General features: G+C 71.5%; 30 protein-coding genes. 13 read left to right on the forward strand and 17 right to left on the reverse strand.

Translation table 11 applies throughout. The features are described 5' to 3' along the window. Window positions 1-3 precede the first annotated feature (3 nt). The gene (locus tag ABT147_RS10350; protein ID WP_351404003.1) at window positions 4-621 is read right to left on the reverse strand and encodes a DUF4291 domain-containing protein; all 618 of its coding nucleotides are present in this window, start codon (window positions 619-621) and stop codon (window positions 4-6) included. Window positions 622-728: 107 nt separating this feature from the next. Between ABT147_RS10350 and ABT147_RS10355 the strand changes: the two genes are divergently transcribed. Then, window positions 729-1,223: a nuclear transport factor 2 family protein gene (locus ABT147_RS10355; protein WP_351404005.1), complete on the forward strand. Its 495-nt coding sequence runs from the start codon at window positions 729-731 to the stop codon at window positions 1,221-1,223. A gap of 90 nt (window positions 1,224-1,313) precedes the next feature. Further along, the gene (gene lnt / locus ABT147_RS10360; protein ID WP_351404007.1) at window positions 1,314-2,888 is read left to right on the forward strand and encodes an apolipoprotein N-acyltransferase; all 1,575 of its coding nucleotides are present in this window, start codon (window positions 1,314-1,316) and stop codon (window positions 2,886-2,888) included. Here the strand turns inward: lnt and ABT147_RS10365 are convergent. Continuing rightward, a complete protein-coding gene (locus ABT147_RS10365) occupies window positions 2,834-3,742 on the reverse strand; it encodes a Gfo/Idh/MocA family protein (protein WP_351404009.1) in 909 nt (302 codons plus the stop codon). The genes lnt and ABT147_RS10365 overlap by 55 nt on opposite strands. A gap of 73 nt (window positions 3,743-3,815) precedes the next feature. Between ABT147_RS10365 and ABT147_RS10370 the strand changes: the two genes are divergently transcribed. After that, window positions 3,816-4,325 (forward strand): DinB family protein, encoded by a 510-nt coding sequence (locus ABT147_RS10370; RefSeq protein ID WP_351404011.1) that lies wholly within the window; start codon window positions 3,816-3,818, stop codon window positions 4,323-4,325. Window positions 4,326-4,551: 226 nt separating this feature from the next. Next, complete coding sequence (locus ABT147_RS10375) at window positions 4,552-5,064, forward strand: hypothetical protein (RefSeq protein ID WP_351404013.1); 513 nt, start codon at window positions 4,552-4,554, stop codon at window positions 5,062-5,064. A 25-nt stretch (window positions 5,065-5,089) separates the two neighbouring features. On the opposite strand, the gene ABT147_RS10380 is transcribed toward ABT147_RS10375, so the two are convergent. The 7 genes from ABT147_RS10380 to ABT147_RS10410 form a co-directional block, all read right to left on the reverse strand. Continuing rightward, window positions 5,090-5,623, reverse strand: coding sequence for a hypothetical protein (locus tag ABT147_RS10380; RefSeq protein ID WP_351404015.1), 534 nt, complete (start codon window positions 5,621-5,623; stop codon window positions 5,090-5,092). A 157-nt stretch (window positions 5,624-5,780) separates the two neighbouring features. Next, window positions 5,781-6,464 carry a uracil-DNA glycosylase gene (locus ABT147_RS10385; protein WP_351404017.1) on the reverse strand — a complete coding sequence of 228 codons (684 nt, stop codon included), beginning with the start codon at window positions 6,462-6,464 and terminating at the stop codon, window positions 5,781-5,783. Window positions 6,465-6,608: 144 nt separating this feature from the next. Next, window positions 6,609-8,189, reverse strand: coding sequence for an ABC transporter substrate-binding protein (locus tag ABT147_RS10390; RefSeq protein WP_351404019.1), 1,581 nt, complete (start codon window positions 8,187-8,189; stop codon window positions 6,609-6,611). A 188-nt stretch (window positions 8,190-8,377) separates the two neighbouring features. Then, the gene (locus ABT147_RS10395) at window positions 8,378-9,145 is read right to left on the reverse strand and encodes an SDR family oxidoreductase (protein ID WP_351404021.1); all 768 of its coding nucleotides are present in this window, start codon (window positions 9,143-9,145) and stop codon (window positions 8,378-8,380) included. A gap of 12 nt (window positions 9,146-9,157) precedes the next feature. Beyond that, window positions 9,158-9,919, reverse strand: a complete 762-nt coding sequence (gene fabG, locus ABT147_RS10400; RefSeq protein WP_351404023.1) for a 3-oxoacyl-ACP reductase FabG — start codon at window positions 9,917-9,919, stop codon at window positions 9,158-9,160. Window positions 9,920-10,098: 179 nt separating this feature from the next. Then, the gene (locus ABT147_RS10405; RefSeq protein ID WP_351404025.1) at window positions 10,099-10,509 is read right to left on the reverse strand and encodes a DUF3037 domain-containing protein; all 411 of its coding nucleotides are present in this window, start codon (window positions 10,507-10,509) and stop codon (window positions 10,099-10,101) included. After that, entirely contained in the window at window positions 10,506-11,279 is a 774-nt protein-coding gene (locus ABT147_RS10410) for a HipA family kinase (RefSeq protein ID WP_351404027.1), read from the reverse strand. The genes ABT147_RS10405 and ABT147_RS10410 overlap by 4 nt, the downstream gene beginning before the upstream one ends. Before the next feature lie 531 nt (window positions 11,280-11,810). On the opposite strand from ABT147_RS10410, the gene ABT147_RS10415 reads away from it, so the two are divergent. Continuing rightward, window positions 11,811-12,317, forward strand: a complete 507-nt coding sequence (locus ABT147_RS10415) for a Rieske (2Fe-2S) protein (RefSeq protein WP_351404029.1) — start codon at window positions 11,811-11,813, stop codon at window positions 12,315-12,317. Between the two features lie 6 nt (window positions 12,318-12,323). Here the strand turns inward: ABT147_RS10415 and ABT147_RS10420 are convergent, their stop codons facing one another. After that, a complete protein-coding gene (locus ABT147_RS10420; RefSeq protein ID WP_351404031.1) occupies window positions 12,324-12,986 on the reverse strand; it encodes a cysteine hydrolase family protein in 663 nt (220 codons plus the stop codon). A gap of 107 nt (window positions 12,987-13,093) precedes the next feature. Between ABT147_RS10420 and ABT147_RS10425 the strand changes: the two genes are divergently transcribed. After that, window positions 13,094-13,561, forward strand: coding sequence for a pyridoxamine 5'-phosphate oxidase family protein (locus tag ABT147_RS10425; protein ID WP_351404033.1), 468 nt, complete (start codon window positions 13,094-13,096; stop codon window positions 13,559-13,561). Window positions 13,562-13,606: 45 nt separating this feature from the next. Here ABT147_RS10425 and ABT147_RS10430 read toward each other — a convergent pair whose 3' ends face one another. Continuing rightward, window positions 13,607-14,524 carry a LysR family transcriptional regulator gene (locus ABT147_RS10430; RefSeq protein ID WP_351404035.1) on the reverse strand — a complete coding sequence of 306 codons (918 nt, stop codon included), beginning with the start codon at window positions 14,522-14,524 and terminating at the stop codon, window positions 13,607-13,609. A 75-nt stretch (window positions 14,525-14,599) separates the two neighbouring features. On the opposite strand from ABT147_RS10430, the gene ABT147_RS10435 reads away from it, so the two are divergent. After that, window positions 14,600-15,529 (forward strand): DMT family transporter, encoded by a 930-nt coding sequence (locus tag ABT147_RS10435; protein WP_351404036.1) that lies wholly within the window; start codon window positions 14,600-14,602, stop codon window positions 15,527-15,529. Between the two features lie 16 nt (window positions 15,530-15,545). Here the strand turns inward: ABT147_RS10435 and ABT147_RS10440 are convergent, their stop codons facing one another. Continuing rightward, window positions 15,546-16,877 carry an aminotransferase class I/II-fold pyridoxal phosphate-dependent enzyme gene (locus tag ABT147_RS10440; protein WP_351404038.1) on the reverse strand — a complete coding sequence of 444 codons (1,332 nt, stop codon included), beginning with the start codon at window positions 16,875-16,877 and terminating at the stop codon, window positions 15,546-15,548. A gap of 35 nt (window positions 16,878-16,912) precedes the next feature. On the opposite strand from ABT147_RS10440, the gene ABT147_RS10445 reads away from it, so the two are divergent. After that, entirely contained in the window at window positions 16,913-17,599 is a 687-nt protein-coding gene (locus ABT147_RS10445) for a pyridoxamine 5'-phosphate oxidase family protein (protein ID WP_351404040.1), read from the forward strand. A gap of 109 nt (window positions 17,600-17,708) precedes the next feature. On the opposite strand, the gene ABT147_RS10450 is transcribed toward ABT147_RS10445, so the two are convergent. Together ABT147_RS10450 and ABT147_RS10455 are read right to left on the reverse strand one after the other, a co-directional pair. After that, entirely contained in the window at window positions 17,709-18,716 is a 1,008-nt protein-coding gene (locus tag ABT147_RS10450; RefSeq protein WP_351404042.1) for an EamA family transporter, read from the reverse strand. A gap of 60 nt (window positions 18,717-18,776) precedes the next feature. After that, the gene (locus ABT147_RS10455) at window positions 18,777-19,361 is read right to left on the reverse strand and encodes a peptidase (protein WP_502983063.1); all 585 of its coding nucleotides are present in this window, start codon (window positions 19,359-19,361) and stop codon (window positions 18,777-18,779) included. Window positions 19,362-19,549: 188 nt separating this feature from the next. Here ABT147_RS10455 and ABT147_RS10460 point away from each other — a divergent pair, with 188 nt between their 5' ends. Together ABT147_RS10460 and ABT147_RS10465 are read left to right on the forward strand one after the other, a co-directional pair. Next, window positions 19,550-19,738: a hypothetical protein gene (locus ABT147_RS10460; RefSeq protein ID WP_351404045.1), complete on the forward strand. Its 189-nt coding sequence runs from the start codon at window positions 19,550-19,552 to the stop codon at window positions 19,736-19,738. Between the two features lie 180 nt (window positions 19,739-19,918). Beyond that, on the forward strand, window positions 19,919-20,347 hold the full coding sequence (locus tag ABT147_RS10465; RefSeq protein ID WP_351404047.1) for a type II toxin-antitoxin system Rv0910 family toxin: 429 nt from the start codon (window positions 19,919-19,921) through the stop codon (window positions 20,345-20,347). A gap of 123 nt (window positions 20,348-20,470) precedes the next feature. Here ABT147_RS10465 and ABT147_RS10470 read toward each other — a convergent pair whose 3' ends face one another. Continuing rightward, window positions 20,471-21,109, reverse strand: coding sequence for a PadR family transcriptional regulator (locus ABT147_RS10470; protein WP_351404049.1), 639 nt, complete (start codon window positions 21,107-21,109; stop codon window positions 20,471-20,473). Window positions 21,110-21,241: 132 nt separating this feature from the next. Between ABT147_RS10470 and ABT147_RS10475 the strand changes: the two genes are divergently transcribed. The 3 genes from ABT147_RS10475 (at window position 21,242) to ABT147_RS10485 (ending at window position 23,788) form a co-directional block, all read left to right on the forward strand. After that, the gene (locus ABT147_RS10475) at window positions 21,242-21,970 is read left to right on the forward strand and encodes an HAD family hydrolase (protein WP_351404051.1); all 729 of its coding nucleotides are present in this window, start codon (window positions 21,242-21,244) and stop codon (window positions 21,968-21,970) included. A 19-nt stretch (window positions 21,971-21,989) separates the two neighbouring features. Further along, window positions 21,990-22,769 (forward strand): SDR family NAD(P)-dependent oxidoreductase, encoded by a 780-nt coding sequence (locus ABT147_RS10480; protein WP_351404053.1) that lies wholly within the window; start codon window positions 21,990-21,992, stop codon window positions 22,767-22,769. 209 nt (window positions 22,770-22,978) lie between these two features. Next, on the forward strand, window positions 22,979-23,788 hold the full coding sequence (locus tag ABT147_RS10485) for a PhzF family phenazine biosynthesis protein (RefSeq protein ID WP_351404055.1): 810 nt from the start codon (window positions 22,979-22,981) through the stop codon (window positions 23,786-23,788). A gap of 32 nt (window positions 23,789-23,820) precedes the next feature. Here ABT147_RS10485 and ABT147_RS10490 read toward each other — a convergent pair whose 3' ends face one another. Beyond that, a complete protein-coding gene (locus tag ABT147_RS10490; protein WP_351404057.1) occupies window positions 23,821-24,621 on the reverse strand; it encodes a CPBP family intramembrane glutamic endopeptidase in 801 nt (266 codons plus the stop codon). Window positions 24,622-24,712: 91 nt separating this feature from the next. Further along, window positions 24,713-26,227 carry a glutamate-cysteine ligase family protein gene (locus ABT147_RS10495; protein ID WP_351404059.1) on the reverse strand — a complete coding sequence of 505 codons (1,515 nt, stop codon included), beginning with the start codon at window positions 26,225-26,227 and terminating at the stop codon, window positions 24,713-24,715. Window positions 26,228-26,240: the final 13 nt, after the last annotated feature.

Here is a 26,240-nt window from a genome sequence, read left to right on the forward strand (position 1 = left end):
AGCTCAGCCGCGCACATGCGTCGGCATGTCGTCCGCGACGGGGTACGGCCGTTCCTCGGGCAGCAGCGCGGTGGCCGCCTCCCGGTCGCCCGCCCGTACGAGGCCATGGACCTCCCTGGCCAGCGGGGTCACGTCCTCGATGCCGACGATCCACTCGTCCGCGTACCGGGCCGCCGCCTCGCCCGACAGGCCCAACTGGAGCGAGCGGTACGGCAGCGGGGTGAACCGCAGGTCGCGCTCCGGGTCCCACTGCACCCGCGCGGGCGACCTGCGCAACTCCCGCTTCCACGCGGCCTGGTCCTCGTACAGCTCGGGGACGTAGTGCGAGAGGCAGGAGTTGCGCAGCGCCCACTCGAAGCCGTCGCGGCCGATCTCGACGGCCAGGACCGTCTCCTGGCCCTCCTTCAGAGCCCAGCCGCAGCGGTACATCATCCACAGGAAGGACGGCTTGATCCAGGTCATCCGGTCCCGCTTCCACGCGGCCGGAAAGCGGCCGTGCCGGGCGGCCGGGCCGCCTGTCTCCGGGCGGTACGCCTGGTAGACGGTGACCGTGTCGGCGGTGTGGCGGGCACGGATACGGAACTTGGGCTCGGTCGCCGGTCTGCGTTCACTCTCACTCACCGGGCCAGGTTCGATCACGGCCGCCCCCGGCGCCACCGAATAAGTAATGTCCCCGTCTGCCTGCACGCCCCTTGGCGTGGCGTGTCCCCTGCCCCAAGACTGAGCCGATGACGCAGCGCGTGGAGCTCGCGACCGTGATGGACCGACTCGCCGTCGACGGCCTGATCACCGAGTACGCGGTGGCGGTGGACGACGGCGACTGGACGGCGTACCGGAATCTGTTCGCACCCGCGGGCCGCGCGGACTACCGCTCGGCCGGCGGTATCGAGGGGGACGCCACGCAGGTCGCCGGGTGGCTGGCCCGGAGCATGGAGCTCTTCCCGATGCGCCAGCACCTGATCGTCAACCGGCGGGTGCGCTTCGGGTACCTGGAGCAGGACACCGGCGACACCGCCCAGGTCCAGGCCGACTACATCAACCCGATGCGCTTCGCCGGACCCGACGGCGGATCCACCGCCCCCGACTTCGTCTGCGGCGGCCGTTACGCCTTCGCCCTGACCCGGACCCCCGACGGCTGGCGCCTGAGCGAGGTGGTCGTCCAGGAGAAATGGCGCCGCGCCCCGGAAGGTCTCACCCCCGCCCAGCGCCCTTCACCCGCCTGAGCGCACCACCCGCCCCGCCCACGCCCCCTGTCGGAGATCGTCCCCGGCGCGCACACTGGAGAGACGCATCGCCGGGGAGGGAGGCGCCGTATGAGGACCCCGGACCTGGCCGCCTCCCCATGGCGGCGGCGGGCGGCCGTCGTCGTGGCCGGTGCCCTGCCCGTGCTCGCGTTCCCGGAGCCGGGCCTGTGGTGGTTCGCGTACGCGGCGCTGGTGCCCTGGATGCTGCTGATCCGCGCGGCCCCGACCGGCCGCCGGGCGGTGTACGACGGCTGGCTCGGCGGATTCGCGTTCATGCTGGCCATGCACCACTGGCTGCTGCCGAACCTCCATGTGTTCACCTTCGTCATCGCCGGTCTGCTGGGCGCGCTGTGGGCGCCCTGGGCCTGGCTGGTGCGCCGGTTCCTGGCCGGCACGCCCTCATCGGGGCGGGTCGCCGCCGCGCTGCTGGTCGTGCCGTCGGGCTGGCTGACGATCGAGCTGGTCCGCTCCTGGCAGGGCCTCGGCGGGCCGTGGGGTCTGCTGGGGTCCAGCCAGTGGCAGGTGGAACCGGCGCTGCGGCTGGCCTCGGTCGGCGGGGTCTGGCTGCTCAGCTTCCTGGTGGTGGCCGTCAATGTCGCGGTCACCGTGCTGGTCTCGGTACGCCGGTCCCGGGCGCCGGCGCTCGCCGGTCTCGTCGCGGCGGCCCTCGCCACCTCGGCGGTGTGGCTGTGGTCGCCGCGACCCGACGTCCGGGCGGAGGTGCGGATCGCCGTCGTACAGCCCGGTGTCACCGACGGCCCCGACAACCGGTTCGCCCGGGAGGAGGCGCTCACCCGACGGCTCGCAGGGCAGGATCTCGACCTGATCGTGTGGGGAGAGAGCAGCGTCGGTCACGACCTCGCCGAGCGCCCCGATCTCTCCGACCGGATCGCCGCGCTGGCCCGTGAGACCGACACGAACATCCTGGTGAACGTCGACGCCCGCCGCTCCGACCGCCCCGGCATCTACAAGAGCTCGGTGCTCGTCGGCCCCGACGGTCCGACCGGTGACCGCTACGACAAGATGCGGCTCGTCCCCTTCGGCGAGTACATCCCGATGCGCTCACTGCTCGGCTGGGCCACCTCGGTCGGCGAGGCGGCCGGCGAGGACCGCAGGCAGGGCACCGCCCAGGTGGTGTTCGACTCGGGGAAGGGGCTGCGGATCGGTCCCATGGTCTGCTTCGAGTCCGCGTTCCCGGACATGAGCCGTCATCTCGTGCGGGACGGCGCCGAGTTGCTGCTCGCGCAGTCGGCGACCTCGACGTTCCAGCAGAGCTGGGCCCCGGAGCAGCACGCCTCGCTGGCCGCGCTGCGGGCCGCCGAGACCGGCCGTCCGATGGCCCACGCGACGCTCACCGGCGTCTCGGCGGTGTACGGCCCGGACGGCGAGCGCGTCGGTTCCCGGCTGGGCACGGACGAGAGCACGTCGGCGGTGTACGACGTGCCGCTGGCGGGCGGTACGACGTGGTACGTCCGCTTCGGCGACTGGCCGGTGCACACGGCGCTGCTGGTGCTTCTCGGGTGGGGCGCCTACGAGGGCGTACGGGCCGTACGGCTCAGGCGGCGGACGGGTCCTCCGCCGCCCGGGGCTCAGCCGGCGGACCGGCCCTCCACCTCCCGCACCACCCGCTCGCACAGCTCGTGAGTCGCCAGCGCGTCCCGGGCGTCGAGCACCTTGCCCGCGCGCACGGCGTCGAGGAAGGCGAGGACGGCCTGTTCGATGCCGCGCTGCCGGGCCACCGGCACCCAGTCGCCGCGCCTCCTTATGGACGGCTGCCCCTTGTGGTCGACGACCTCGGCGAGGTTCACGACCTGCCGCTTGGTGTCCTGCCCCGAGACCTCGAGGATCTCCTCGGCCGAGCCGCTGAGCCGGTTCATGACGCCGAGCGCGGTGAACCCGGCCCCGGAGAGCTGCAGCACGACATGGTGCAGCAGCCCGCCCTCGGTCCGGGCGCGCACGGTGACGTCCTCGATCTCCCCCGGCACCAGGAACCGCAGGGTGTCGACGACATGGATGAAGTCGTCCAGGATCATCGTGCGCGGCAGTTCGGGCAGACCGATGCGGTTCTTCTGCATGAGGATCAGCTCGCGCGGATGGTCGGCGCACTGCGCGTACCCGGGCGCGTACCGGCGGTTGAAGCCCACGGCGAGCCCGACGTTGCGCTCCTCCGCGAGCCGTACGAGCCGTTCCGAGTCGGCGAGTTCGTACGCGAGCGGCTTGTCGACGTATGTCGGCACGCCGGCCCTCAGCAGCCGCTCCACGATCTCGGGGTGGGCCCCGGTGGGCGCGTGCACGAAGGCCGCGTCGAGGCCCTCGGCGAGCAGCGCGTCCAGATCGGTGTGCCGCTGCCCGGGCGGGAGGTGCAGGCTGTCGGCGACACGGGTGAGGGTGTCGGGCGTCCGCGTCTGCAGATGGAGTTCGAGGCCCGGCCTGGTGCCGAGCACCGGCAGATACGCCTTCTGCGCGATGTCGCCGAGCCCGATGCAGCCGACCTTCACAGGGGTCTCCCGTCCACGGTGTGCCGTCGAAATGCCTCGTCGGCAGCATACGGGGGCTGCCAGGATGACCGGCATGACCATCCCACGCACCGAACCCTCCGTCACCGCCGACGAACGGACCATGCTCGAAGGCTGGCTCGACCACCACCGTGCGACCCTCGCGATCAAGTGCGAGGGCCTGGACGACGCCCGGCTGAGGACCGCCTCCGTACCGCCCTCGGAGCTGTCCCTGCTGGGGCTCGTACGGCACATGGCGGAGGTCGAACGCATCTGGTTCCGCAAGGTGCTGGTGGACGACGACCAGGGGCCGATCTACTTCAGCGAGGAGGACCCGGACGGGGAGTTCCATCTGACGGAGGCGGACACCTGGGAGGAGGCGTACGGCACCTGGCAGGAGGAGATCACGATCGCCCGGCGCCACGCGGAGGGCTTCGCCCTGGACGACATCGGCAGGGCCGCACACGGGCGGGGCGAGCAGCCGAGCCTGCGGTGGATCTACACCCACATGATCGAGGAGTACGCCCGGCACAACGGGCACGCGGACCTGATCCGGGAGCGGATCGACGGGGCCACCGGGTGCTGAGCGGAGCCGGGATCCCGCGATAGCGCGTACGGCGGGAGCGAGCCGAGGCCGGTGGACGGCGGGAGCGAGCCGGGGGCCGTGGACGGCGAGGGGTGAGCCGAGGGCTCTGGACGGCGAGGGGGTGAGGGGCGAGCGGCGTCGTCGGCGGTCCCGGGCGTCACCCATGTGGGGGCATCATCCGCCTCCCCCCTCCCCAAAGCCGCCCGGACACAGCAGAGTTGCGCGCGTGCATCGACCGACCACCACCGCAACGCTCCTGGTCACCGTGGCCGTCTCGGCCCTCACCGGCTGCGTGACCGCGCACCACCCGCCCCCGCCCGAGGCATCATCCGTACCGTCCCGGCCGTCCGAGCCCCGCCCCGACGGCACCACCGCCACCCAGATCGTGCAGGCCCCCGCGCGGGAGGCCCTGGAGCTGATCGGCCCGCCTCGGGAACCCACCCCGCGTGCGCCCACGAAGCCGAAGCCCACCGCACCGACCCCCGCCGCCGCCACCCCCACGCCCGCCGCGCCCCCACCACCGTCGGCGCCGCCGCCCCGGAACGAGCACCGGGCGCGCCCCGAACGGCACGGCCCACCCCCCGAGTCCCGGCCCCACGTCGAGATCCCGCCCCTCCCCGGAACCGTCCCGACGCAGCCGCCGAAGAACTCCGACGTGTGCGCCCTCGGCCACAGATACGGCGGCTGGGGCAAGGACACCCCGCAGGCGGCCATCTGCAAGGACGTCTACGGCCGTTGAGGACCGGACGTCCGGGATGGGGGACCTAGGGCCGCTGTCGCGGCGGTCCCGGTGTCTCCCCGCCGGCGGGACCCGTCTCGTCGAGCCGGGCCTCCAGGCGGGCCAGGGCGGCGCGGACGCCGGCGCCGTGGCCGTCGTCCTCCAGTAGGGCCAGCGCGCCCCGGGCCAGCCGCAGATGACTGCGGGCCGCGTCGTGGCGGCCCAGCTTGGCGTAGTCGGTGGCGAGGTTGAGGTGGAGCGAGGGGTAGAAGGCGCGCACCGCGAGCTCGTCGTGGTGCTCCCTGGGGTGCTCCGCCGGCCGGCCGTCGGACAGCTCGTCGGCCGCCGACAACGCCCGGAGATCCCAGGCCAGTTCGCTGTCCGGGTCGTCCTGGGTGTCGGCCATGTAGTGCGCCAGGGTGCAGCGGTGGAGCGGGGTGCCGTCCTCGCCGATCTCCGCCCAGAGCTTCAGGAGACGGTCCCGGGCCTCCTCGCGGTCACCCCCGTGGTGCAGCATGACCGCCTGCCCGATCCGGGTCATCATGGCGTCCGGTGCCACCTGCTCCTGTCGCTCCACCACCGTGTCCTCCGCACTCGTCGCCCCCTGACCCACTTGTCGCTCCCGACGCTAACGGCAGGCACCGGCAATCCCGGTCAGGCCGCTCCGTACGGCCGCGGGGGTGCCCCGGCGGCCGTACGGGCGGACAGGCGGGTGAGGGTGGACGGGCGGCGGCGGATCAGCCGAGGTTCGGGATCGTCCAGTCGATCGCCTCGTGGCCCTGCCGGGCGACGGCCTCGTTGATCTGTGTGAACGGCTGGGAGCCGAAGAACTTCTTGGCCGACAGCGGCGAGGGGTGCGCGCCCTTCACCACCGCGTGGCGCTCCTCGTCGATCAGCGGGAGCTTCTTCTGCGCGTAGTTGCCCCACAGCACGAAGACCGCCGGGTCGGGCCGGTCGACGACGGCGCGGATCACGGCGTCGGTGAACTTCTCCCAGCCTCTGCCCTTGTGCGAGTTGGCCTCGCCGGAGCGGACCGTGAGCACCGCGTTGAGCAGCAGCACGCCCTGCTGGGCCCAGGGCAGCAGATAGCCGTTGTCCGGGATCGGGGTGCCCAGCTCGGCCTGCATCTCCTTGTAGATGTTCCGCAGGGAGGGCGGGGTCTTCACGCCCGGCCGCACGGAGAAGCACAGACCGTGGCCCTGGCCCTCGCCGTGGTACGGGTCCTGCCCGAGGATCAGGACCTTCACGCTCTCGTACGGTGTGGCGTCGAGCGCGGCGAAGACCTGGTCACGGGGAGGGTAGACGGGACCGGCCGCGCGCTCCTCCTCGACGAACTCGGTGAGTTCCTTGAAGTAGGGCTGCTGAAGCTCTTCCCCCAGGACCCCGCGCCAGGACTCGGGCAGCATGGCGATGTCGGTCACGTCAACTTCCTCCGGTGTGCGCTCACTTCACGGCCGCGGACAACGCGGCCATGGACGGCCGCGCGAGGCGCGGCCGTCGTCAGAGCACAGAACCTACAGGCGCCCACTGACAATCGGGGCGGGCGACCGGAACTGCCGGCGTGACTACCAGCTGGTCTTCCAGGACAGGTTCCACATGATCATCATGGTCGCCGGGTCGATCACGTTCTCCAGGCCGGCGATCTCCTCGTTCGCGGCCGTGTAGGACTTGCCCTGCCACAGCGGGATCAGCCGCGCGTCGTCCACGAGGATCTGCTGGGCCTCCTCGAACTCCTCGGTCACGGCGCCGCGGTCGCTCTCGGCGCGCGACTCCGGCAGGAGCTTGTCCGTGATCTCGGGGGACTTGTACGGGGTGCCGAGCGCGTTCTGCTCGCCCACGAACGGGGCGATGAAGTTGTCGGCGTCGTTGAAGTCGGGGTTCCAGCCACGTCCGAAGACGGGGTACTCGCCCTTCCGGTAGCCCTCCGAGTAGGTCTTCCACGGGCGGCTCTTCAGCTTGACCTCGAACAGCCCCGACGCCTCCAGCTGCCGCTTCAGCTCCTCGAAGGCCGGCTTGGTCTGGGAGCCGTAACGGTCCGTGGTGTACCAGAGCGTGAGAGGAACCGTTTCGTTGATGCCCGCCTCGGTGAGGATGGACTTCGCCTTGGTCGCGCTGGGGTTGCCGTAGTCGTCGAAGAAGCCCGTCGTGTGGCCCACCAGACCGCTGGGGATCATGGAGTACAGCGGCTCGACGGTGTCCTTGTAGATGTTGTGGGCGAGCGCCGGGCGGTCGAGGACCTGGGCGACCGCCTTGCGGACCGCGGGGTTCTTCGCCCAGGGGTCCTTGGGGTTGAACACCAGGTAGCTGATCTCGGTGGTGGGGTTCTCCACGATCTGGAGGCCGTTCTCATCGTGGTTGGTCTGGATGTCCACGATGTCCGAGGCGCCGAGGCCCCGGTAGATGACCGAGATGTCCTTGTTCTTGAGGGCGTTGACCATCTCGTCGGACTGCTGGAAGTACTCGATGGTGATGGCGGAGTTCTTGCGGTCCGCGAGGCCCTTGTAGTTCTCGTTCCCGACCAGCTCGGCGGTCTTGCCCTCGTCGTAGGAGGCGAGGTCGTACGGCCCGGATCCGGTGATCTCCGTGCCCTCGCGGAGCTTGTCGGCGGGATAGTCCGCGGGGTCCACGATCGACATGGCCGGCGTGGTGAGCACCAGCGGGAAGGTCGCGTCGGGCTGGCTGAGGTGGAAGACGACCTCGCGGTCGCCCTTCACCTGCACCCGGGAGAGGGTGGTCAGCAGACCCGCCGGACCGCCGTTGACGTTGATCTTCTTGATCCGGTCGAACGAGTACTTGACGGCCTTCGCGTCCAGCGCGTGGCCGTTCGAGAACTTCAGTCCCTCACGCAGCGTGCAGCTGTACACCTTGCTGGAGCTGTCCGTGAACTCGCAGCTCTCTGCCGCGTCCGGCTCGGGATCGGATCCGCCGGGCGAGTAACCCAGCAGGGGCTGGAAGACATTGCGCATCAGCTCCCAGGAGCTGTCCCAGGCCGCGGCCGGGTCCAGGGTGCTCGGCGTACTGGTGGTGCCCACCACGATGGGGTCCGCGTCGTCGGAGGCGTCCGAGGAGAACACACCACACCCGGTCACCATGGATATGGACGCGATCACCGCGAGTGGCGGCAAGTATCGGTTCCGGTTGAACACGTGCATGCTCCTCGAAATGCCGTACCAAGAGTGGGCGAACGATACCGCAGGCCCCCCGAGCCGCTCCCGCCCGGTGGGAAGAGCCCTTGATCAGTCCGCTTGTGACGGCGTTGTCGAGCCCCTGTGAGGGGTGCGGACGGGCGCCGGAGATCTTCGGTGAAGCTCGTACCGGCACCCGCCGTACTCTGTCAGCCCACCCCGGCGTTGAGGAAGATGCCGCCGTCGACGACGAGGGTCTGGCCGGTGATCCAGTCGGACTGCCCGGAGGTGAGGAACGCGGCGGCGCCACCGATGTCGGAGGGCACACCGAGCCGGCCGAGCGGGTAGGACGCGGCGGCCTCGGCCTCCCGGCCCTCGTACAGGGCCTGGGCGAACTTGGTCTTCACCACGGCGGGCGCGATCGCGTTGACCCGCACCTTCGGCGCGTACTCGTGCGCCAGCTGCACGGTCAGATTGATCATGGCGGCCTTGCTGATGCCGTACGCGCCGATGAACGGCGACGCGGAGACCCCGGCGACGGAGGCGATGTTGACGATCGCGCCGCCGTTGTCCTTCTGCCAGGCGTGCCAGGTCCGCTGGGCGAAGCCGAGGGCCGAGACGACGTTCGTCTCGAACACCTTGCGGGCCACGTTCAGGTCGAGGTCGGCGATCGGGCCGAACACCGGGTTCGTCCCGGCGTTGTTGACGAGGAAGTCGACGCGTCCGAAGGCCTCCATCGTGCGCTCGACGGCGTGGGCCTGGTGGGCCTCGTCGTGGGCCTTGCCCGCGACACCGATGACGCGGTCGGCGCCGAGCTGCTCGACAGCCTCCTTGAGGGCGTCCTCGTTACGGCCCGTGACGCACACCCGGTCGCCGCGCGCGACGAGGGCCTCGGCGATGCCGTAGCCGATGCCGCGACTGGCGCCGGTGATGAGGGCGACCTTGCCCGAAAGCTCGGGGAGTTCCACCGAAGTCATGTTCCCGATCCCTTAGTTGAGCGGTCCGCCGGCGACGTACAGCACCTGGCCGGAGACGAATCCGGCGTCCTCGCCCGTGAAGTAGGCGATCGCGCCGGCGATGTCCTCCGGCCGGCCCACGCGCTGGACCGGGATCTGGGTGGCGGCCGCGGCCTGGAACTCCTCGAAGCCCATGCCCACGCGGGCGGCGGTCGCCGCGGTCATGTCGGTGACGATGAACCCGGGCGCGACGGCGTTCGCGGTGACGCCGAACTTGCCGAGCTCGATGGCGAGGGTCTTGGTGAAGCCCTGCAGTCCGGCCTTGGCGGCGGAGTAGTTGGCCTGGCCCCGGTTGCCGAGCGCGGAGGACGAGGACAGGTTCACGATCCGGCCGAACTTGGCCTCGACCATGTACTTCTGGACGGCCTTGGCCATCAGGAAGGCACCGCGCAGATGCACGTTCATGACCGTGTCCCAGTCGGACGCGCCCATCTTGAACAGCAGGTTGTCGCGGAGCACGCCCGCGTTGTTCACGAGGATCGTCGGGGCGCCCAGCTCCTCGGCGATCCGGGTGACGGCGGCCTCGACCTGAGTCTCGTCTGAGACGTCGCAGCCGACCGCGAGCGCCTTCCCGCCCGCCGCCGTGATCTTCTCCACGGTGTCCTTGCACGCGGCCTCGTCGAGGTCGATCACCGCGACGGCACGGCCCTCGGCGGCCAGTCGTACGGCGGTCGCGGCGCCGATGCCGCGCGCGCCACCGGTGACCACGGCGACACGCTGCTCAGTGGTGGACATTGCTGGTTCTCCTCGCCCTTGGATGCGGCTCCTACGGCACTCCCCAGGTGGTGAGCGACCGCTTAGTACCTTCAGCACACGTGACGCTAGAAGTCCTGGCACCCGGTGTCAACGTTCCACCAGGTGTGATCCCTTACGTCGGCCCTCGGGCCGTCGGCCGACGCCCTTCCGCCGATCTCTCACTTCACCAGCAGAGCGAGCAGCCGCTCGGCCTCCGCCGCCGGATCCGCGGTGAGCCCAGTGTGCACGGGCCCCGCCTGCACGACCGTGGAACGGGGCGCGACGAGCCACCGGAACCGCCGTCCGGCGTCGTCCAGGGCGGCCTGCCCGGCCGCCTCTCCCCCGGCGCACACACCCTCCACGGCGCGCAGCGCGGCGCGCACGCCCGCCACGTCCGCCCCGGGGTCCAGCGCCAGCAGCTTGGCCTCGTTGAGATGCGTACGGGCCGCCACGAGGGCCCGGGACCGGCTGTACACGAGGACGCCCGCGTTGAAGCACTCGCCGCGCTCGATCCGGGGCACGATCCGCAGCAGCGCGTACTCGTAGACGTCCTGCCCGGAAGCCCCGGTCCCCAGGAAGCGGTCGTTCACTTGGTCCCCTCGATGTGCTCGATCCCCTCGATACGTTCGTGAATGTCGGCGGCGCGCGCGAGCAGCGGCTCCGCGTACGCCCGCCGGAGCGCGTCCGGCGTCTCGAAACCGGGCTCGTCCGCCAGCCAGACGTCCGGGATCTCGGCGGTCACCTCGGCGAGCAGGTCCTCGGTGACCAGCGGCGCGAGGTCCACGGCGGCTGCGGCGACATCGGGGCCGAAGCGCGCGAGGGCGTGGTCGGCGGCGGCGTACGGCTTGGCGGCGGAGGCGCGGGCGCCGGGCCAGTGGTGGTGCCAGATCATGGTGGCGCCGTGGTCGATGAGCCACAGCTCGCCGTGCCGCATCAGCAGGTTCGGGTTGCGCCAGGAGCGGTCCACGTTGTTGATCAGCGCGTCGAACCAGACGATCCGGCCGGCCTCCTCGGGGCTCACCTCGAAGGCGAGCGGGTCGAAGCCGAGGGCGCGGGTCAGGAAGTCCATGCCCAGATTGGTGCCGCCGCTGGACTTGATCAGCTCCTGCACCCGCTCGTCGGGCTCGCCGAGCCCCAGCACGGGATCGAGGTCGACGGTCACCAGACGAGGCACGCGCAGCCCGAGCCGTCGGGCCAGCTCACCGCAGACGACCTCCGCGACGAGCGTCTTGCGGCCCTGCCCGGCACCGGTGAACTTCAGGACGTACGTCCCGCGGTCGTCGGCCTCGACGAGACCGGGCAACGAGCCGCCCTCCCGCAGCGGCGCGATATACCGGGTCGCCGCAACTTCTTTCAGCACTCTCCCAGGCCATCCATCTCTTCAGCCTCGCCGTCCTTGGCGGTGCGCCCTTGCCGGCCTCCGGCATGAAGTGAGCATAGTAACCAAGGGTGATCACGGACGCATCGCGATCGTCTGCAGAAGAGCGGCCATCGCGAAGGGCCTTTCAGCATGCAACCGAGTGCTCCGACGGCGCCTGGGCCTGGGCGGACAGAACCAACATCTTCCATTTCTGCAATTACGTCGACGGCTCGGACAGCCTCGCGAAAGGCTACTGGGTCTGGGAGTACACCTGACATTTTTCGCACCCATGGGGGTGTTCAGCATTTCATGCCCGAATCCCCCTTTGCGTTGCATGGAAACCTCACACAGAGAATGCCGATCCTTCCGCAGGGCTCGCCCGCGCCGCAGACTGACAGCTTTCGGACAGCTGCTTTTGACGCCATCGTGATCCCGGACAGGCCAAGATGTGCACCCTGTCTGAACGTTCAAGCACGGGCTCGCCGTATCCATGGGCGCAAGTGCAGAGCCACCTCGGAAGGAACCGACAGCATGACCAGCGAAACGATCAAGCCCTCCTCGATTCCCGGCCGTCGCACCGTCATGACGGCGGCCGGCGTGGCGGGACTCGCCGTCGCGCTGACCGCGTGCGGGTCGGGGGACGACTCCTCGGAGTCGGTCTCGCCCGGTTCCGGCGCCGACGGCGGCGCGAGCGGCGACTCGACCGCGGAGGCGAGCAGCGGCAGCACGGGGGGCGACGCCGGCGCGGGCGGCACCGAGCTCGCCAAGACCTCGGACATCCCCGAGGGCGGCGGCAAGATCTTCGACAGTGAGGGCGTCGTCGTCACCCAGCCGCAGGCGGGCACCTACAAGGCGTTCTCCTCCGTGTGCACCCACTCGGGGTGCGCCGTGAAGACGATCGCCGACGGCGTGATCAACTGCCCCTGTCACAACAGCAACTTCTCGATCGCCGACGGCAGTGTGAAGAGCGGCCCGGCGACGAAGCCGCTGCCGGCCAAGGAGGTCAAGGTGTCCGGGGAGTCGATCGTGCTGGCCTGACGTTCGTCAGGTATCCCCACCCCGCCCCAGACAAGCCACCACCTCGTCCGTGGTCGCGACCGTGGCGACCAACGCGAGCGTGTGGCGGATCATCGCGGGGGTGTAGTCGGCAGGCACCCCCGCGATGGCGTCCCCGGGCACGACGACGGTGTAGCCGAGGTTCACCGCGTCGAACACCGCGTTCGGCACGGCGACGTTGGCCGAGACACCGGTGACGACCAGGGTGCGGCACCCGAGATTGCGCAGCAGGGCGTCCACGTCGGTGCCCGCCAGCGGGGACAGCCCGTGCAGCCGCCGTACGATCAGGTCCTCCTCGGCGACCTCGATGGGCGGTGCGACGCGTACGGCGGCGGTGCCCGTCAACTGCCGTACGGGCAACCGTTCGGCGGCGCGGAAGAGGCGGGCGTTGTGGTTGGCGCCCCGCCCGTCCGGCCGTCGCTCGGCGACGGCGTGCAGGACCTGCGTCCCGCTTCCGTGGGCCGCTGCGACGAGCCGGGCCACGTTGGCGAGCGCTCCCGAGGCACGGGCCTCGCGGGCGAGTTCGGGCAGCGCGCCGTCCGGTCCGACGACACCCCGCTGGCACTCGACGGTGAGCAGGACGGTGGTGGCGGGATCGAGGAGCCCGCTCAGCTCCCGCTGCCGCTTCGACTCACTCGCGTACGACGGCATGACGTTCCCCTTGTCGCCGGCGATCGGGCGGGCGAGCGTAACGCCCCTTGCACATGGACGGAAGACGGCCGATGCTCTTCTGACGCCACGTCAGCGGAGGGGATTCCATGACCGTCACTCAGCGCCGGGGCCGGAAGATCATGATGGAGCCCGCCGAACTCGACGCGTTCCTGAGCGCTCAGCGCACCTGCCGGGTCGCGACGGTCTCGCCCGACGGGGCCCCGCACATCAGCCCGCTCTGGTTCGTCTGGGACGGCACCTCGCTCTGGCTCTACTCGATCACCCGCAGCAGGCGCTGGTCCGCGCTGCGCCGCGATCCGCGCTGCGCCGTCGTCGTCGACGCGGGCGAGGAGTACGGCGAGCTGCGCGGTGTCGAGCTGTCCGGCGCCGTCGAGTTCGTCGGCGAGACACCGCGCACGGGTGAGCCGGTCCCCGAACTCGTCGAGGTGGAGCGGCTGTTCGCCCGCAAGAACTTCGGCATCGACGAGATGCCCCACGACGGCAGGCACGCCTGGCTGCGGCTGACACCGGAGGCGATCGCGTCCTGGGACTTCCGCAAGCTGGGCTCGCTCTAGGTCAACCCGTTCCGCAAGCAGGGTCAGCCGTGCAGGCCGACGACCTCACCCCGCCCCGCCCGCTCCGCCCGCGCCCCCTGCCGTCCGCAGTGCCTCCACCGCCGCCCTGATCGACGGTCGCCGGTCGGCGTCGGCGCGCCACACCGCGTAGACGCTGCGATGGACCCGGTGGCGTACCGGCACGGTCCGCATGCCGGCCGGCATCGGGTCGCGGCCGAGCCGCGGCGCGATACAGACGCCCAGCCCGGCGGCGACCAGGGCGAGTTGGGTGTGGTGCTCGCCGGCGCGGTGGGCGATGTGGGGTTCGATGCCGTGGGCGCGCAGCGTGTAGAGCAGCCATTCGTGGCAGAACTCGCCCTCGGGCCAGGCGACCCACGGCTCCTCCGCCAGTTCCCGCAGGTCGATCTCGTCCCGGCCGGCGAGCGGGTGGTCGTCGGGCAGCGCCACCTCCACCGGGTCGTCGAGGATCGCGGCCCTGGCGAGCCCCTCGGGCACGGGCAGCGGCTTGTTGTACCAGTCGAGGACGACGGCCAGGTCGACGTCGCCCCGGATCACGGCGTTGATCGCGAGTTCGGGTTCCAGTTCCCGTGAGCGCACGCGCAGCGCCGGGTGGTCGTCCCGCAGTGCGCGGAAGACGGCGGGAAACAGCCCCCGGACGGCTGTGGGGAACGCGGCCAGCCGTAGTTCGCCGACGACCTGCCCCCGCTGGGCCTCCAGGTCCGACTGCGCCAGTTCGACCTGCGAGAGGATCCGCGCCGCGTGGTCGGCGAGCAGCCGTCCCGCGTCGGTGAGGCGTACGCCCCGCCCGTTCTTGGCGAGGAGCCGCTGCCCCACCTCCCGCTCCAGCTTGGCCATCTGCTGCGAGACGGCCGAGGTCGTCACATGCAGCCCCTCGGCGGCCCCGCTGACCGATCCGTGCCGGGCGAGGGCGTCGAGGGTACGCAGGCGCTCCAGATTCAACATGTAAGTGATGCTACGAGATTCAGCTCATCAATTCTCGCTTGTGCTACGAGATCGATCGGCACCATCGTTACGGGCATGACCACGGCCGCGCCCACCCGACCTCCCGCCCCCGCCTCCGACCGCTCGCGCACCACCGTCGACTGGCGGCTGCGCTTCGCCTTCCTCTCCCTCGTCTGGGGCTTCAGCTTCCTTCTGATCAAGGTGGGTACGGAGGCGTACGCGCCCTTCCAGGTCACCTTCGGGCGGCTGCTGTTCGGCACGCTGGTCCTCGCGGCGGCGATGGCGGTGAAGCGGGAACGGCTGCCGCGCGGCGCCCGCACCTGGGGGCACCTCACGGTGGCGGCCTTCTTCCTGAACGCCCTGCCGTTCTCCCTCTTCGCCTACGCGGAGCTGACGATCCCCTCCACGCTGGCGGGCATCTGCAACGCGACCTCGCCCCTGTGGGGCATGGCCCTCTCCCTGGTCGCGCTCTCGGAGGACCGCCCGACGCGGGTGCGGGTCGCCGGTCTCGGCCTCGGCTTCCTCGGTGTGCTCACCGTGCTCGGCGCCTGGCAGGGCTTCAGCGGCCTGGACGCCTCGGGCACCGCGATGGCGCTGCTGGCCTCGCTCAGCTATCCGATCGGCTGGATCTACGTCCGCCGCACCCTGGCCGGCACCACCGTCTCGCACCTCTCCCTCACCGGCGCCCAACTCCTGCTGGCCACCGGCCAACTCGCCCTCGTCACCCCGCTGTTCACGACCCTGCCGAGCAGTTTCCCGGTCTGGCCCCTGCTGGCGGTGATCGCGCTGGGCGCCCTCGGCACGGGGGTCGCCATGCTCGTCCAGTACGGTCTCGTCTCCGAGGTCGGCCCCACGACGGCCCAGATGGTCACCTACTTCATCCCGGTCATCGCCACGGCCGCCGGAGTCGCGCTGCTCGGCGAGTCCCTGGCCTGGTCGACCCCGGTCGGCGCGGCGATCGTCCTGGCGGGCGCGGCACTGACCCAGGCCGGGCCGCGCAGGTGAACCGGCACGGGTGACCTCACACATACCCTCCGCCCGCCCCCGGCCCGACCGCCGAGGCCACCGCGTCCGCCACCCTCCCGATCTCCTCGTCGGTGAGGGTGGAGACGGTGATCCGGATCCCCTGCGGGGCGCTCATCCGGAAGCGCGCGCCGGGCGCGACGGCCCAGCCCGCGTGCAGCAGCCGGGCGACCGCGCCGGTCTCGTCCGGGACCCGGATCCATACGTTCATCCCGCTGACCCCGTGCGCCTCGACCCCGCGCCGGGCGAGCGCGCCGATCAGCGCGTCCCGCCGCCGTCCGTACGCCCGCGCCACGGCCGGGGCGTCCACCGCACCGCCGGACCACAGCCGTACGACGGCCCGCTGCACCAGCCGGCTCACCCAGCCCGGCCCCAGCCGCTGCCGTCCGCGCACCCGGTCGACGGTGACGGCGTCCCCGGTGAGCACCGCGAGCCGCAGGTCGGGGCCGTACGCCTTGGCGACCGACCGTACGAAGGCCCAGCTGTGGGTGGCCCCGGCCAGCGGGTGGAGGGCTTGGTCGACGATCCGGTAGCCGTGGTCGTCCTCGATGAGCAGGGTCTCGGGATGGTCCCTCAGCACGGACCGCAGGGCACGCGCGCGTGCGGCGCTCACTGCGGCGCCGGTCGGGTTCTGCGCCCGGTCGGTGACGATCAGGGCCCGCGCCCCGGCCTCCAGCGCCTTGCGTACGTCGTCGGCGAGCGGCCCCTCGTCGTCGACGCCGACGGGGACGACGCGCAGCCCGAGCGCCGGGGCGAGGTCGAGCACGCTGCCCCAACCGGGGTCCTCGACGGCGACGGCGTCCCCGGGTCTGAGGTGGACGGCCAGGACCCGTTCGATGGCGTCGAGGGATCCGGAGGTGACGGTGATGGGCCCGTCCGCCACGCCGTCGGCGTCCAGTTCGGCCCGCGCGATCCGTGCCAACTCGGGCTCCACGGCCCCCGATCCGTAGAGCACCGGTTCGCGGTCGCCCTGCTCGGCGGCCGCCGCGAACGCCTCCGCGAGGCGTGGCAGCAGCGTCGTGTCGGGATTGCCGTCGGCGAGGTCGCGCACCCCTTCCGGCACATCGACCCGGAGGTACTCGCGCCCCGTGGTCGCCGGCCGGGGCCGCACACGGCTTCCCCGTCGCCCGGCGGTCTCGATGACCCCGCGCTCGCGCAGCGTGCGATAGGCGGCCGCGACGGTGTTCGGGTTCACTCCGAGCCGCTCGGCCAACTCCCGCATGGGCGGAAGCAGTTGCCCGGGTTCCAGTTCTCCCGCACCCACCGCCTGCTCGACGCTCGCCGCAATCTCCGCTGCGCGCCGCCCGGTGATCATGTATTCTCCTAGCACAAAGCAGATTATGCACTAGTGCAATGGAGAGCGCAATGACGGAGACCGCCCAGTCGACGACACCACCGCACACCGCCTACACCCCCACCGACCGCACGGTCCCCACCCGGGGCGCGCAGAAGGCCTCGTACGACCGGGAACTGGTGCACTCGATACTCGACGAGGGGTACGTCTGCCATCTCGGCTTCGTCCGCGACGGCGCGCCGGTGGTGCTGCCCACGCTGTACGGCCGGGTCGGCGAGACGCTCTATGTGCACGGTTCGACGGGCTCGCGCCCGCTGCGGATGACGGGCCAGGCCGACCCGGGCCTCCCGGTGTGCCTCACGGTGACGCATGTGGACGCGCTGGTCCTGGCCCGCTCCGCCTTCCACCACTCGATCAACTACCGCTCGGTCGTGGTGCACGGCACCGCCCATCAGGTCACCGACCCGGAGGAGCGGCGGATCGCTCTGGACGCCCTCGTCGACCACGTCGTGCCGGGCCGCTCACAGGGCTCCCGGCCCGCCAACGGCAAGGAGTTCGCGGCCACCTCCGTGATCCGCCTCGACCTGACCGAGGTCTCCGCCAAGACCCGCACCGGCGGCGTCAACGACGAACCGGAGGACCTCACCCTCCCCCACTGGGCCGGCCTCGTCCCCCTCCGCAAGGGCTACGAGACCCCGATCCCGGACCCCGACCTGGCCCCCGGCACCGAACTCCCGGACCACCTCAGGGCCCTGTAGGGCGGAGAAGCCGATGCGCCGATGGGCCGCGCCCCGTCAGGGGCGCGGGGAACTGCGCGAGCAACCCTCACCGGACCCGCGGCCCGAAGACCACCCGGCCCCCACGGCATCACCGCCCCCGCCCCACCGACAGCTCAGGTGCAACCTCTTCCCCACCGGACGCCACCTTCAACGGCGCCCCCTTCCGCGGAGCGGCCCGCTGCGCGACGAACGCCCCGGCCAGCACCACCACCCCACCCACGATCTGCGGCACCGCCAGCCGCTCCCCCAGCAGCACCCACGCGAGCACGGTCGCGACCACCGCCTCAAGGCACCCCACGACCCCCGCCACCTGAGGCGACAACCGCCGCACGGCCACCACCCCGGTGACGTACGCGAGCACCGTGGCGATCAGCACCACCCACCCCAGCAGCAGCCACGCCGGAACGGCCGTACCGTCCATCCGCGCCACACCCCCGAGTACCGCCCAGTCCATCCCCCACGGCCGGGCCACCACCGTCAGCACCACCGCGCCCACGAGCGTTCCGTAGGCGATGACGCCGAGGGGATCCGGCGCCTGTGCCCCCGCGTCGCTCCCCTGGTCCGACAGCACGAAGTACCCGGCCTGACAGCAGGCGGCCCCGAGCGCGAGCAGCAGCCCCAGCGGGTCGAAGCTCAGCCCGGACCAGATCTCGACGACACAGGCGAGGCCGGCGACCGCGAGGACGACCCCGACCGCCGCGGCCGGTGTCACCGGCCGCCGCTGCACGAACCGCACCCAGCCGAGGACGATGGCCGGCCCTAGGTACTCCACGAGGAGGGCGACACCGACGGGGATACGGGAGATCGAGGCGAAGTAGAAGGCCTGCACACCGGCCACGGCGAACAGTCCGAACCCGACGAGCAGCGCGGGCCGCCGGCGCACCAGATCCCGGTGGCGCACGGCGAGCGGCAGCATCACCAGCGCGGCGCCCACGACCCGCAGCCACACCACGTGCAGCGGGTCGAGCCCCGCCTCGATGAGCGGCTTGGCCGCCGTACCCGATCCACCGAAGGCGACCGCGGACCCGAGCGCGAGCACCAGCCCGACACCGCGCCCGCGATGCCCCTGACTCCCCTGAGACGTATACACCGGCACATGATGACAGCAGACGACAGGAGCGTCACCCCCGATGACACCTGTCTCACCGGCTGGACGTCAGGCCGGCGCGCCCCAAGAGCTCCCGTCCCCACCCGCCCCGTACCCCTCGGCCAGACCCCCGCCCGCCGCGGCGATCCGCAGCGCCATCGCTCCCGCGTCGACACCGACCTTGCCCAGCACCTCCACGGCCCTCGAACCGGCGACCGTGACGAGCACCGCGAGCAGATCGACGCCATGGGCCGACCGCTCGCCCCGCCGCACGGCACGGTCGTACGCCTGTGTCATCGCCCGGGCCGCCACGGGCGACCAGCCGGGAGTGCCGGGCACCCCCGGGACGACGCCGACGTCCTCGACACCGATCCGCCAGCGCAGCCCGTAGCCGATGCTGCGCTGCACCAGATAGCCGAGCAGGCGGGCGACCTGCGGGCCGTCGAAGAGGGCACGGACCTCGGGGTCGGACTCCACGAGCGTGTGCAGCAGATGGGCGGTGTCGATCTGCCGGTCCCCGTCGCGGAGGGCCCGTCTGCGCGCACCGGCGACCACCGAGGCCAGCTCATCGGTGAGCCTGCCCTCGATCTCCACGTGGTCCGGACCATGGTCTACGGCCGACTGCCGGGGGATACGGGGTAGCACGCCCTCCACCCCATCAGTCCCACCGCCCCCGGGTCATCCACGAAAGGAAGCATCTTCGCGTCCGACACAGGTTGCGTGGAGAGGACGCATCCCTCCTCCCTACGGATGAGATCCGGCCGCCCCGTCTCAGGGGCGCGCGCCTCCTTGCCTCGCGCCCCTCAAGCAACCGCGCCGCACCGGCGCTCGTCCTTCACCTCATGGAGAGCGGGTGCTGGCTGGTGGCCCTGCCGGCGGTCGACGGCAGACAGTACGTGTACCGGGTGTACGGCCCCCCGAACGCGCTGCCCGCCGACCTGTTCTGGGAGGCCTGGCACTGCCACGACGAGAGCCGACTCCCGCGCGCGTGGGACGTGTTCGACGCGGCGCTGATCCGCCAGGTGCCCTAGACGCCAGTCCCGACCGGGACCCTTCAGTCCGGACCGGGAGGCGTCAGTCCGGACGGGCATCGGTGGCCTGAGCAAGAGGCGCCGACCGGAACCCCTTCCTGACGGTTCATCAGTATTGAATGTTCCAGCCCCCACGGCTACGTTCCGCGACACCACCGTCCGAGACGAAGGGGTTGTCGCATGGCCGATGTCAGCGCGGAGGCACGCATCGAGGCACCCGCCGAGCAGGTCTGGGCCCGGCTCGTCGACTGGTCCGCGTACGGAGAGTGGAACTCGACCCACACCGGCTTCCCCAAGGGCGGCCCGGAGATTCTCGCGGTGGGCGGCACCTTCCAGGAGAACATGCGGCTCATGGGCTTCCCGGCGGAGGTCGAGTGGACCATCGCCGAACTGGAGCCCGCCCGCACCCTGGCCATCCGCGGCAAGGGCCCGATGGCCGTGGACCTGGCCACCCGCTACACCCTCACCCCCGACGGCGACGCCACCACGGTCCGCATCGACGGCCGGTTCACCGGGGCGGCCGTCTCCCTGATGTCGGGCAAGCTCAAGGACTCCGCCACGGCCGCCCTCGACGAGTCCCTGCGCAAGCTGGGCGCCCTCGTGACCTGACCCCACGCCCCGCCCGCACCACTCACGCGCCCCACGCACGCGAAAGCGCCCCGCGGAAACCTCCACGGGGCGCTCTCACGCACGGGTCACCCACTCACCCACGCGCTCACGCACTCAGCGCCGTCAGTCCTCGTCGGCGAGGATCAGATACAGCTTCTTGCGGGCTTCGTTGATCACCGCCAGCGCCTTGTCACGCTGGTCCTTGTCGCCGGTCTTCCAGACCTGGCCGAACGCCTCCATCAGACCGAAGCCGGCCTGCCGGATCTCGCTCAGCGCCTCCCAGTCGACCCCGCGCGAGGCCTCTTCCCAGGGGGCCTCGGGGCCCTCCTCGGCCGCGGTGCGACCGGCCTCGGTGAGCGAGAACAGCTTCTTGCCGCCCTCGGTCGCGCTGGCGATCAGCCCCTCGTCCTCCAGCAGCTGGAGGGTGGGGTACACCGAGCCGGGGCTGGGCTTCCACGCCCCGCCACTGCGCTCGGCGATCTCCTGGATCATCTCGTAGCCGTGCATGGGCCTGTCCTTGAGAAGGGCCAGGATCGACGCGCGTACGTCGCCCCGCCGTGCCCTTCCCCTGGGTCCGCCCCGGCCGCGCCCACCCCAGGGGCCACCACCGAAGGGTCCGAACGGCCCGGGACCACCATGGCCCGGCCCGAAGGGCCCGAAGGCGGCGCGCAGCGCCTCGGCGTCACCTCGGCCGCGGGGGCCGTCCCCGCCACGGCGTCCATGTCCACGCTCGAATCCGAAGTCCTGTCCACGGGAACGCATCGCAATCACTCCATTCCATCGTTGATCTGTCGCGATGCCTCAACGATATATCGGTACCTGTCGCCTGACAACCCCCGACTCGAATCCCGGCTCGAAGCCGACTCGAAGCGCCGTCGTGGTCTACTGCCGCGCATGCCCTTGTTGCTGCTCGACCTGGACAACACCCTGATCGACCGCGACGCGGCCTTCCGCGAGGCGGCGGCGGCCTTCCTCGCCGCGCACGGCCTGCCCGCCACCGACCTGCCGTGGGTGACAGCCGTCGACGCCGGCGGCTACACCCCTCGCCCCGAGGTCGCCGCCGCCCTGACCGACCGCTACGGCGGCACGGTCCCGCCCCTCGCCGTCCGCACCCTGCTCGACACCGGCGCCGCCGGCCGCGTGGTCCTGGCAGCCGCCACCCGCGAGGCACTCGACAGAGCGCGGGCGAGCGGCTGGACCTGCGTGATCGTCACCAACGGCCGCACCGTCCAGCAGGAGACGAAGATCCGTGGCACCGGGCTCGACCGACTCGTCCAGGGCTGGGTGGTCTCCGAAGCCGTCGGCCACAAGAAGCCGGAACCGGAGATCTTCCACGCCGCGGCCGCCACCGCCGGCCTCCCCCTGCCCGGCGCCTGGGTCATCGGCGACTCACCGCACGCCGACATCGCGGGCGCCGCCGCACTCGGCCTGCGCAGCGTCTGGGTGGCGAACGCCCGCGCCTGGACCCAGGACTCCTACCGGCCCACCCACATCGCGGCGGACGTCACCTCCGCGATCGACCTCGTCATCGGCACCACCCCGAACCGGGCGGAACAGCGGAGCAGCCGGGCGGACACCGCCGGACGAGACTCCGGCGCTCCCCACGCACCGCCCCCGCCGTAGCCCCCTCTAGGGTGCGGGGATGATCTCCAACAGCTACCTCTCCGAACTGTTCTCGCTGGACGGCCGGGTCGCCGTGGTGACGGGCGGCAGCTCCGGCATCGGCAAGGCCATCGCGACCGCTCTCGCACGGGCGGGCGCGAGCGTGGTGATCGTCGCGCGCAGGGAGGCGGAGCTGACGGCCACGGTCGAGGAGCTGACGGCGGACGGCTGCCGGGCGGCCTGGACGAGCGCGGACCTCAGCACCCGGACCGGCGTGCGCGCGGCGGCGGAGCGGGCGGTGGAGGCGTTCGGCGAGCCCGACGTCCTCGTCAACAGCGCCGGGATCAATCTGCGTCCGCCGATGAGCGAGCTGGGCGAGGACGTGTGGGACACCACCATGGCCGTGAACCTGGACGCGCCCTTCCTGCTGGGCCAGCGCTTCGGCCCCGGCATGGCCGAGCGGGGCTACGGACGCATCATCCACATCACCTCCCAGCAGGCGCACCGGGCGTTCGTCCGCAGCGGCGCGTACGGCGTCTCCAAGGGCGCCCTGGAGTCGCTGGCCCGCTCGCAGGCCGAGGAGTGGTCACCCCACGGCGTCACCTGCAACACCCTGGTCCCCGGCTTCGTCCCGACCCCGCTCAACACACGCCTGTCGTCCGACCCGGAGAAGGTGGCCGCCCTCGCCGCGCGCACCCTGGCCGGACGCAACGGCCTGGCCGACGACTTCGCCGGAGCCGCGGTGTTCCTGGCGGGCCCCTCCGCCGGCTACATCACCGGACAGTCGATCTTCGTGGACGGCGGCTTCTCGGTCCACTAGTCCACCGGCCCCCCGCCCCGCCGACCGACCCCAAGACCCACTGACCCACTGATCCACTGACCCACTGACCCACTGACCCACTGGCCACGACGGAACCGCCGCCCCGACGCCGCAGGAAGCCCGGGGGCCCCGACTGGCCCCCGAAAACCGGTCCACTAACCCCGAATTGGCCTTGGCCCGTGGCCTCCCCAACCCCCTAGCGTCGTCCCATGCGTATTCGTATCGTCGACGCCTTCACCGACCGCCCCTTCTCCGGCAACCCCGCCGGAGTCCTCCTCCTCGCCGCCTTCCCGGACGACGCCTGGCTGCAGAACGTGGCCAAGGAGGTCAACCACGCCGAGACCGCGTTCGCCCACCCCCTCCCCGAGGGAGGCGAGGCCGACTGGGCGCTGCGCTGGTTCACGCCGGTCGCCGAGGTGGCGATGTGCGGCCACGCCACGCTGGCCACCGCACATGTCCTGGCCGAGACGAACACTCACGCGGGCCCGGTGCGGTTCGCCACCCGCAGCGGTGTCCTCGTCGCCACACCCCGGCCGGACGGCTCCCTCACCCTCGACTTCCCGACCGCGCCGCTCACCCCGGTCGCCGTCCCGGACGGCGTCGCCGAGGCCCTGGGCGCCGAGCCGCTCAACGCCGTCGACACCGGCCCGAACGTCGGCGACCTACTGCTCGAACTCGCCGACGAGAAGACGGTGTTGGGCCTGGCCCCCGATCTGCGCTCCCTCGGCCGGTACTCCGCGCGCGGCATCATCGCCACCGCCCGCGCCGAGGACCCCGCCGCCGGCCACGACTACGTCTCGCGCTGCTTCTTCCCCAACCTCGGCATCGACGAGGACCCGGTCACGGGCAGCGCCCACACCGCCCTCGCCCCCTACTGGTCCGAGCGCCTGGGCAGCCCGGATCTCACCGGCCTCCAGGCCTCTACCCGCTCGGGCCACGTCCGCACCGAGCTCCGCGGCGAGCGCACCCTGCTCTCCGGCCGCGCGGTCACGGTCATCGACGGCGAACTCCTCGCCTGACCGCACGGCCCAGCCGACCGCACGGCCACCGCTCACGGGGTGGGCAGCCACCCCACCTTCCCCGCCAGCAGCGCGTATCCCACGAACGCCCCGATGTCGAGCAGCGAGTGGGCCACCACGAGCGGACCCACTCGCCCCCACCGCCGGTACAGATAGACGAACACCACGCCCATCACCATGTTGCCGATGAAGCCGCCGATGCCCTGATAGAGGTGGTACGAGCCGCGCAGCACCGAGCTGGCGGCCAGCGCGCTCCCCGGCGACCAGCCCAGTTGCTGAAGCCGGCGCAGCAGATACCCGACCACGATGACCTCTTCGAGGACCGCGTTCTGGATCGCGGAGAGGATCAGTACGGGGTACTTCCACCAGACCTCGGGCAGCGCCTCCGGCACCACCGTGAGGTTGAAGCCGAGGCCGCGGGCCGCCAGATAGAAGGCGATGCCCGTGCTCCCGATCCCCGCGGCGATCACCGCGCCCCGCCCGAGGTCGGGCCATGGCTTCGTACGGTCGAACCCGAGGGTGCGCAGCCCCGCGCCCTCGCGCAGCAGGAAGTGCGCGACCAGGGCGACGGGCACCAGGGCGGTGGTGATCCCGAAGAGCTGCCACGCGAGGTCGAGCCAGGGCCGGCCAGGCGCGGCCGAGGCGTTCATGGTCGCCGCCTGGTCCTTCAGCCCACCCGGTTTGGTGACCGACCCGATGAAGCTGATCAGCGCGGACACCCCGCTCGCGCCGAGGGAGACCGCGAGCACGAGCAGTGTCTCGTCCCTCAGGATCCGCCGCCCCGGCCGCTCCCCCGGCAGCGCACCCTCCACCGACTCCGCCTGCCCCTGCACCCACGCCTCCAGTTGTCCGTCCCCGCCGAAGGTCCATCATCACCCGCGGCGGTCCGGAGCATTCCGGCGGCTTGCCTCACAGACGGTTCCCTCAGCCCAGCGGCACCGGCTCCGGCAGCCCGACGGGCCAGCTGTGGACCGGCTCCCCGGAGTGCATCAGCTCGCCGTACCGCCGTGTGGTGGCGGCCAGTGCCGCGTCCCGGGCGAGGCCCTTGGCCAGAGCCTGGTGGAACGTTTCCACCTGCCAGGACGCCCCGTTGACCCGGCGCCGGCAGCGCTCCTCGATCACGCCGAGGTAGAAGTCCCGGTCGACGGGCTCGACCCCCCACGCGTCCAGCCCCACCTCGGCGAGCGGCAGCAGCTCGTCCCGTACGAGGTTCACGGCGTCCACCGGGCCCACCCCGCCGTAGCGCCCGCGCGGCCACTGGAACTTCGCCTCGATGCCGTGCCGGCAGGCCTCGTCGAAGTTGGCGGCGGCGGTCTCGAACGGCAGCCGCGTCCAGACGGGCCGCGACTCCTCGGCGAGGGCCCGTACGACGCCGTAGTAGAAGGCCGCGTTGGCGATCACGTCCGTGATGGTCGGCCCGGCGGGCAGCACCCGGTTCTCGACGCGCAGGTGCGGGACCCCGTCGGCGATGCCGTAGACGGGGCGGTTCCAGCGGTAGATCGTGCCGTTGTGCAGGGTGAGTTCGGCGAGTGAGGGGACCCCGCCCGCGTCGAGGACGCCGATCGGATCCTCTTCGTCGCAGATGGGCAGCAGGGCCGGGAAGTAGCGCAGGTTCTCCTCGAAGAGGTCGTAGGCCGAGGAGATCCACCGCTCCCCGAACCAGGTGCGGGGCCGTACTCCCTGGGCCTGGAGTTCGGGTGGCCGGGTGTCGGTGGACTGCTGGAACAGCGGTGGCCGCGACTCCCGCCACAGCTCGTGCCCGAACAGGAACGGCGAGTTGGCGCCGACGGCGATCTGCGCGGCGGCGACCGCCTGGGCGGCGTTCCACACATCGGCGAACCGGCCCGGGGTGACCTGGAGGTGCAACTGCACGGAGGTGCAGGCGGCTTCGGGCGCGATGGACTTCGAGGTGCAGACGAGCCGCTCCACCCCGTCGATGTCCAGGGTGAAGTCCTCACCGCGGGCGGCGACGATCTGATCGTTCAACAGGGTGTACCGGTCGCCCGCGGAGAGATTCGAGGAGACCAGGTCGTCCCGGTCCAGCGTCGGCAGAATGCCGATCATCACGATTCCCGCGCCGACCTCGATCGCCTTGCGGTCGGCATACGCGAGGGAGGTGCGCAGCTCCTCGGAAAGCTGGTCGAAAACGCGACCGTCCAGGCGATGTGGCGCAATGTTGACTTCCAGATTGAACATGGCGAGTTCTGTTTGGAAATCTCGGCTCGCAATCCGCTCCAGTACTTGCGCATTCATCATTCTCGGCAGACCGTCGCCATCGACGAGGTTCAGCTCGATCTCCACACCCATGAGGTTCCTGGGGCGGTCGAACCGCTTCTCCTCCAGCAGCCGCGCCAGCCCCGCCAGGCACTGGTGGAGCTTGTCGCGGTACTGCTGGCGATCGGAGAGGCCAAACGGCCCCGCCACGACCTTCTCCCCCATCGAAGTGTCCCTC

The organism is Streptomyces sp. NPDC001868 (assembly GCF_040297125.1).
Lineage (GTDB): Bacteria > Actinomycetota > Actinomycetes > Streptomycetales > Streptomycetaceae > Streptomyces.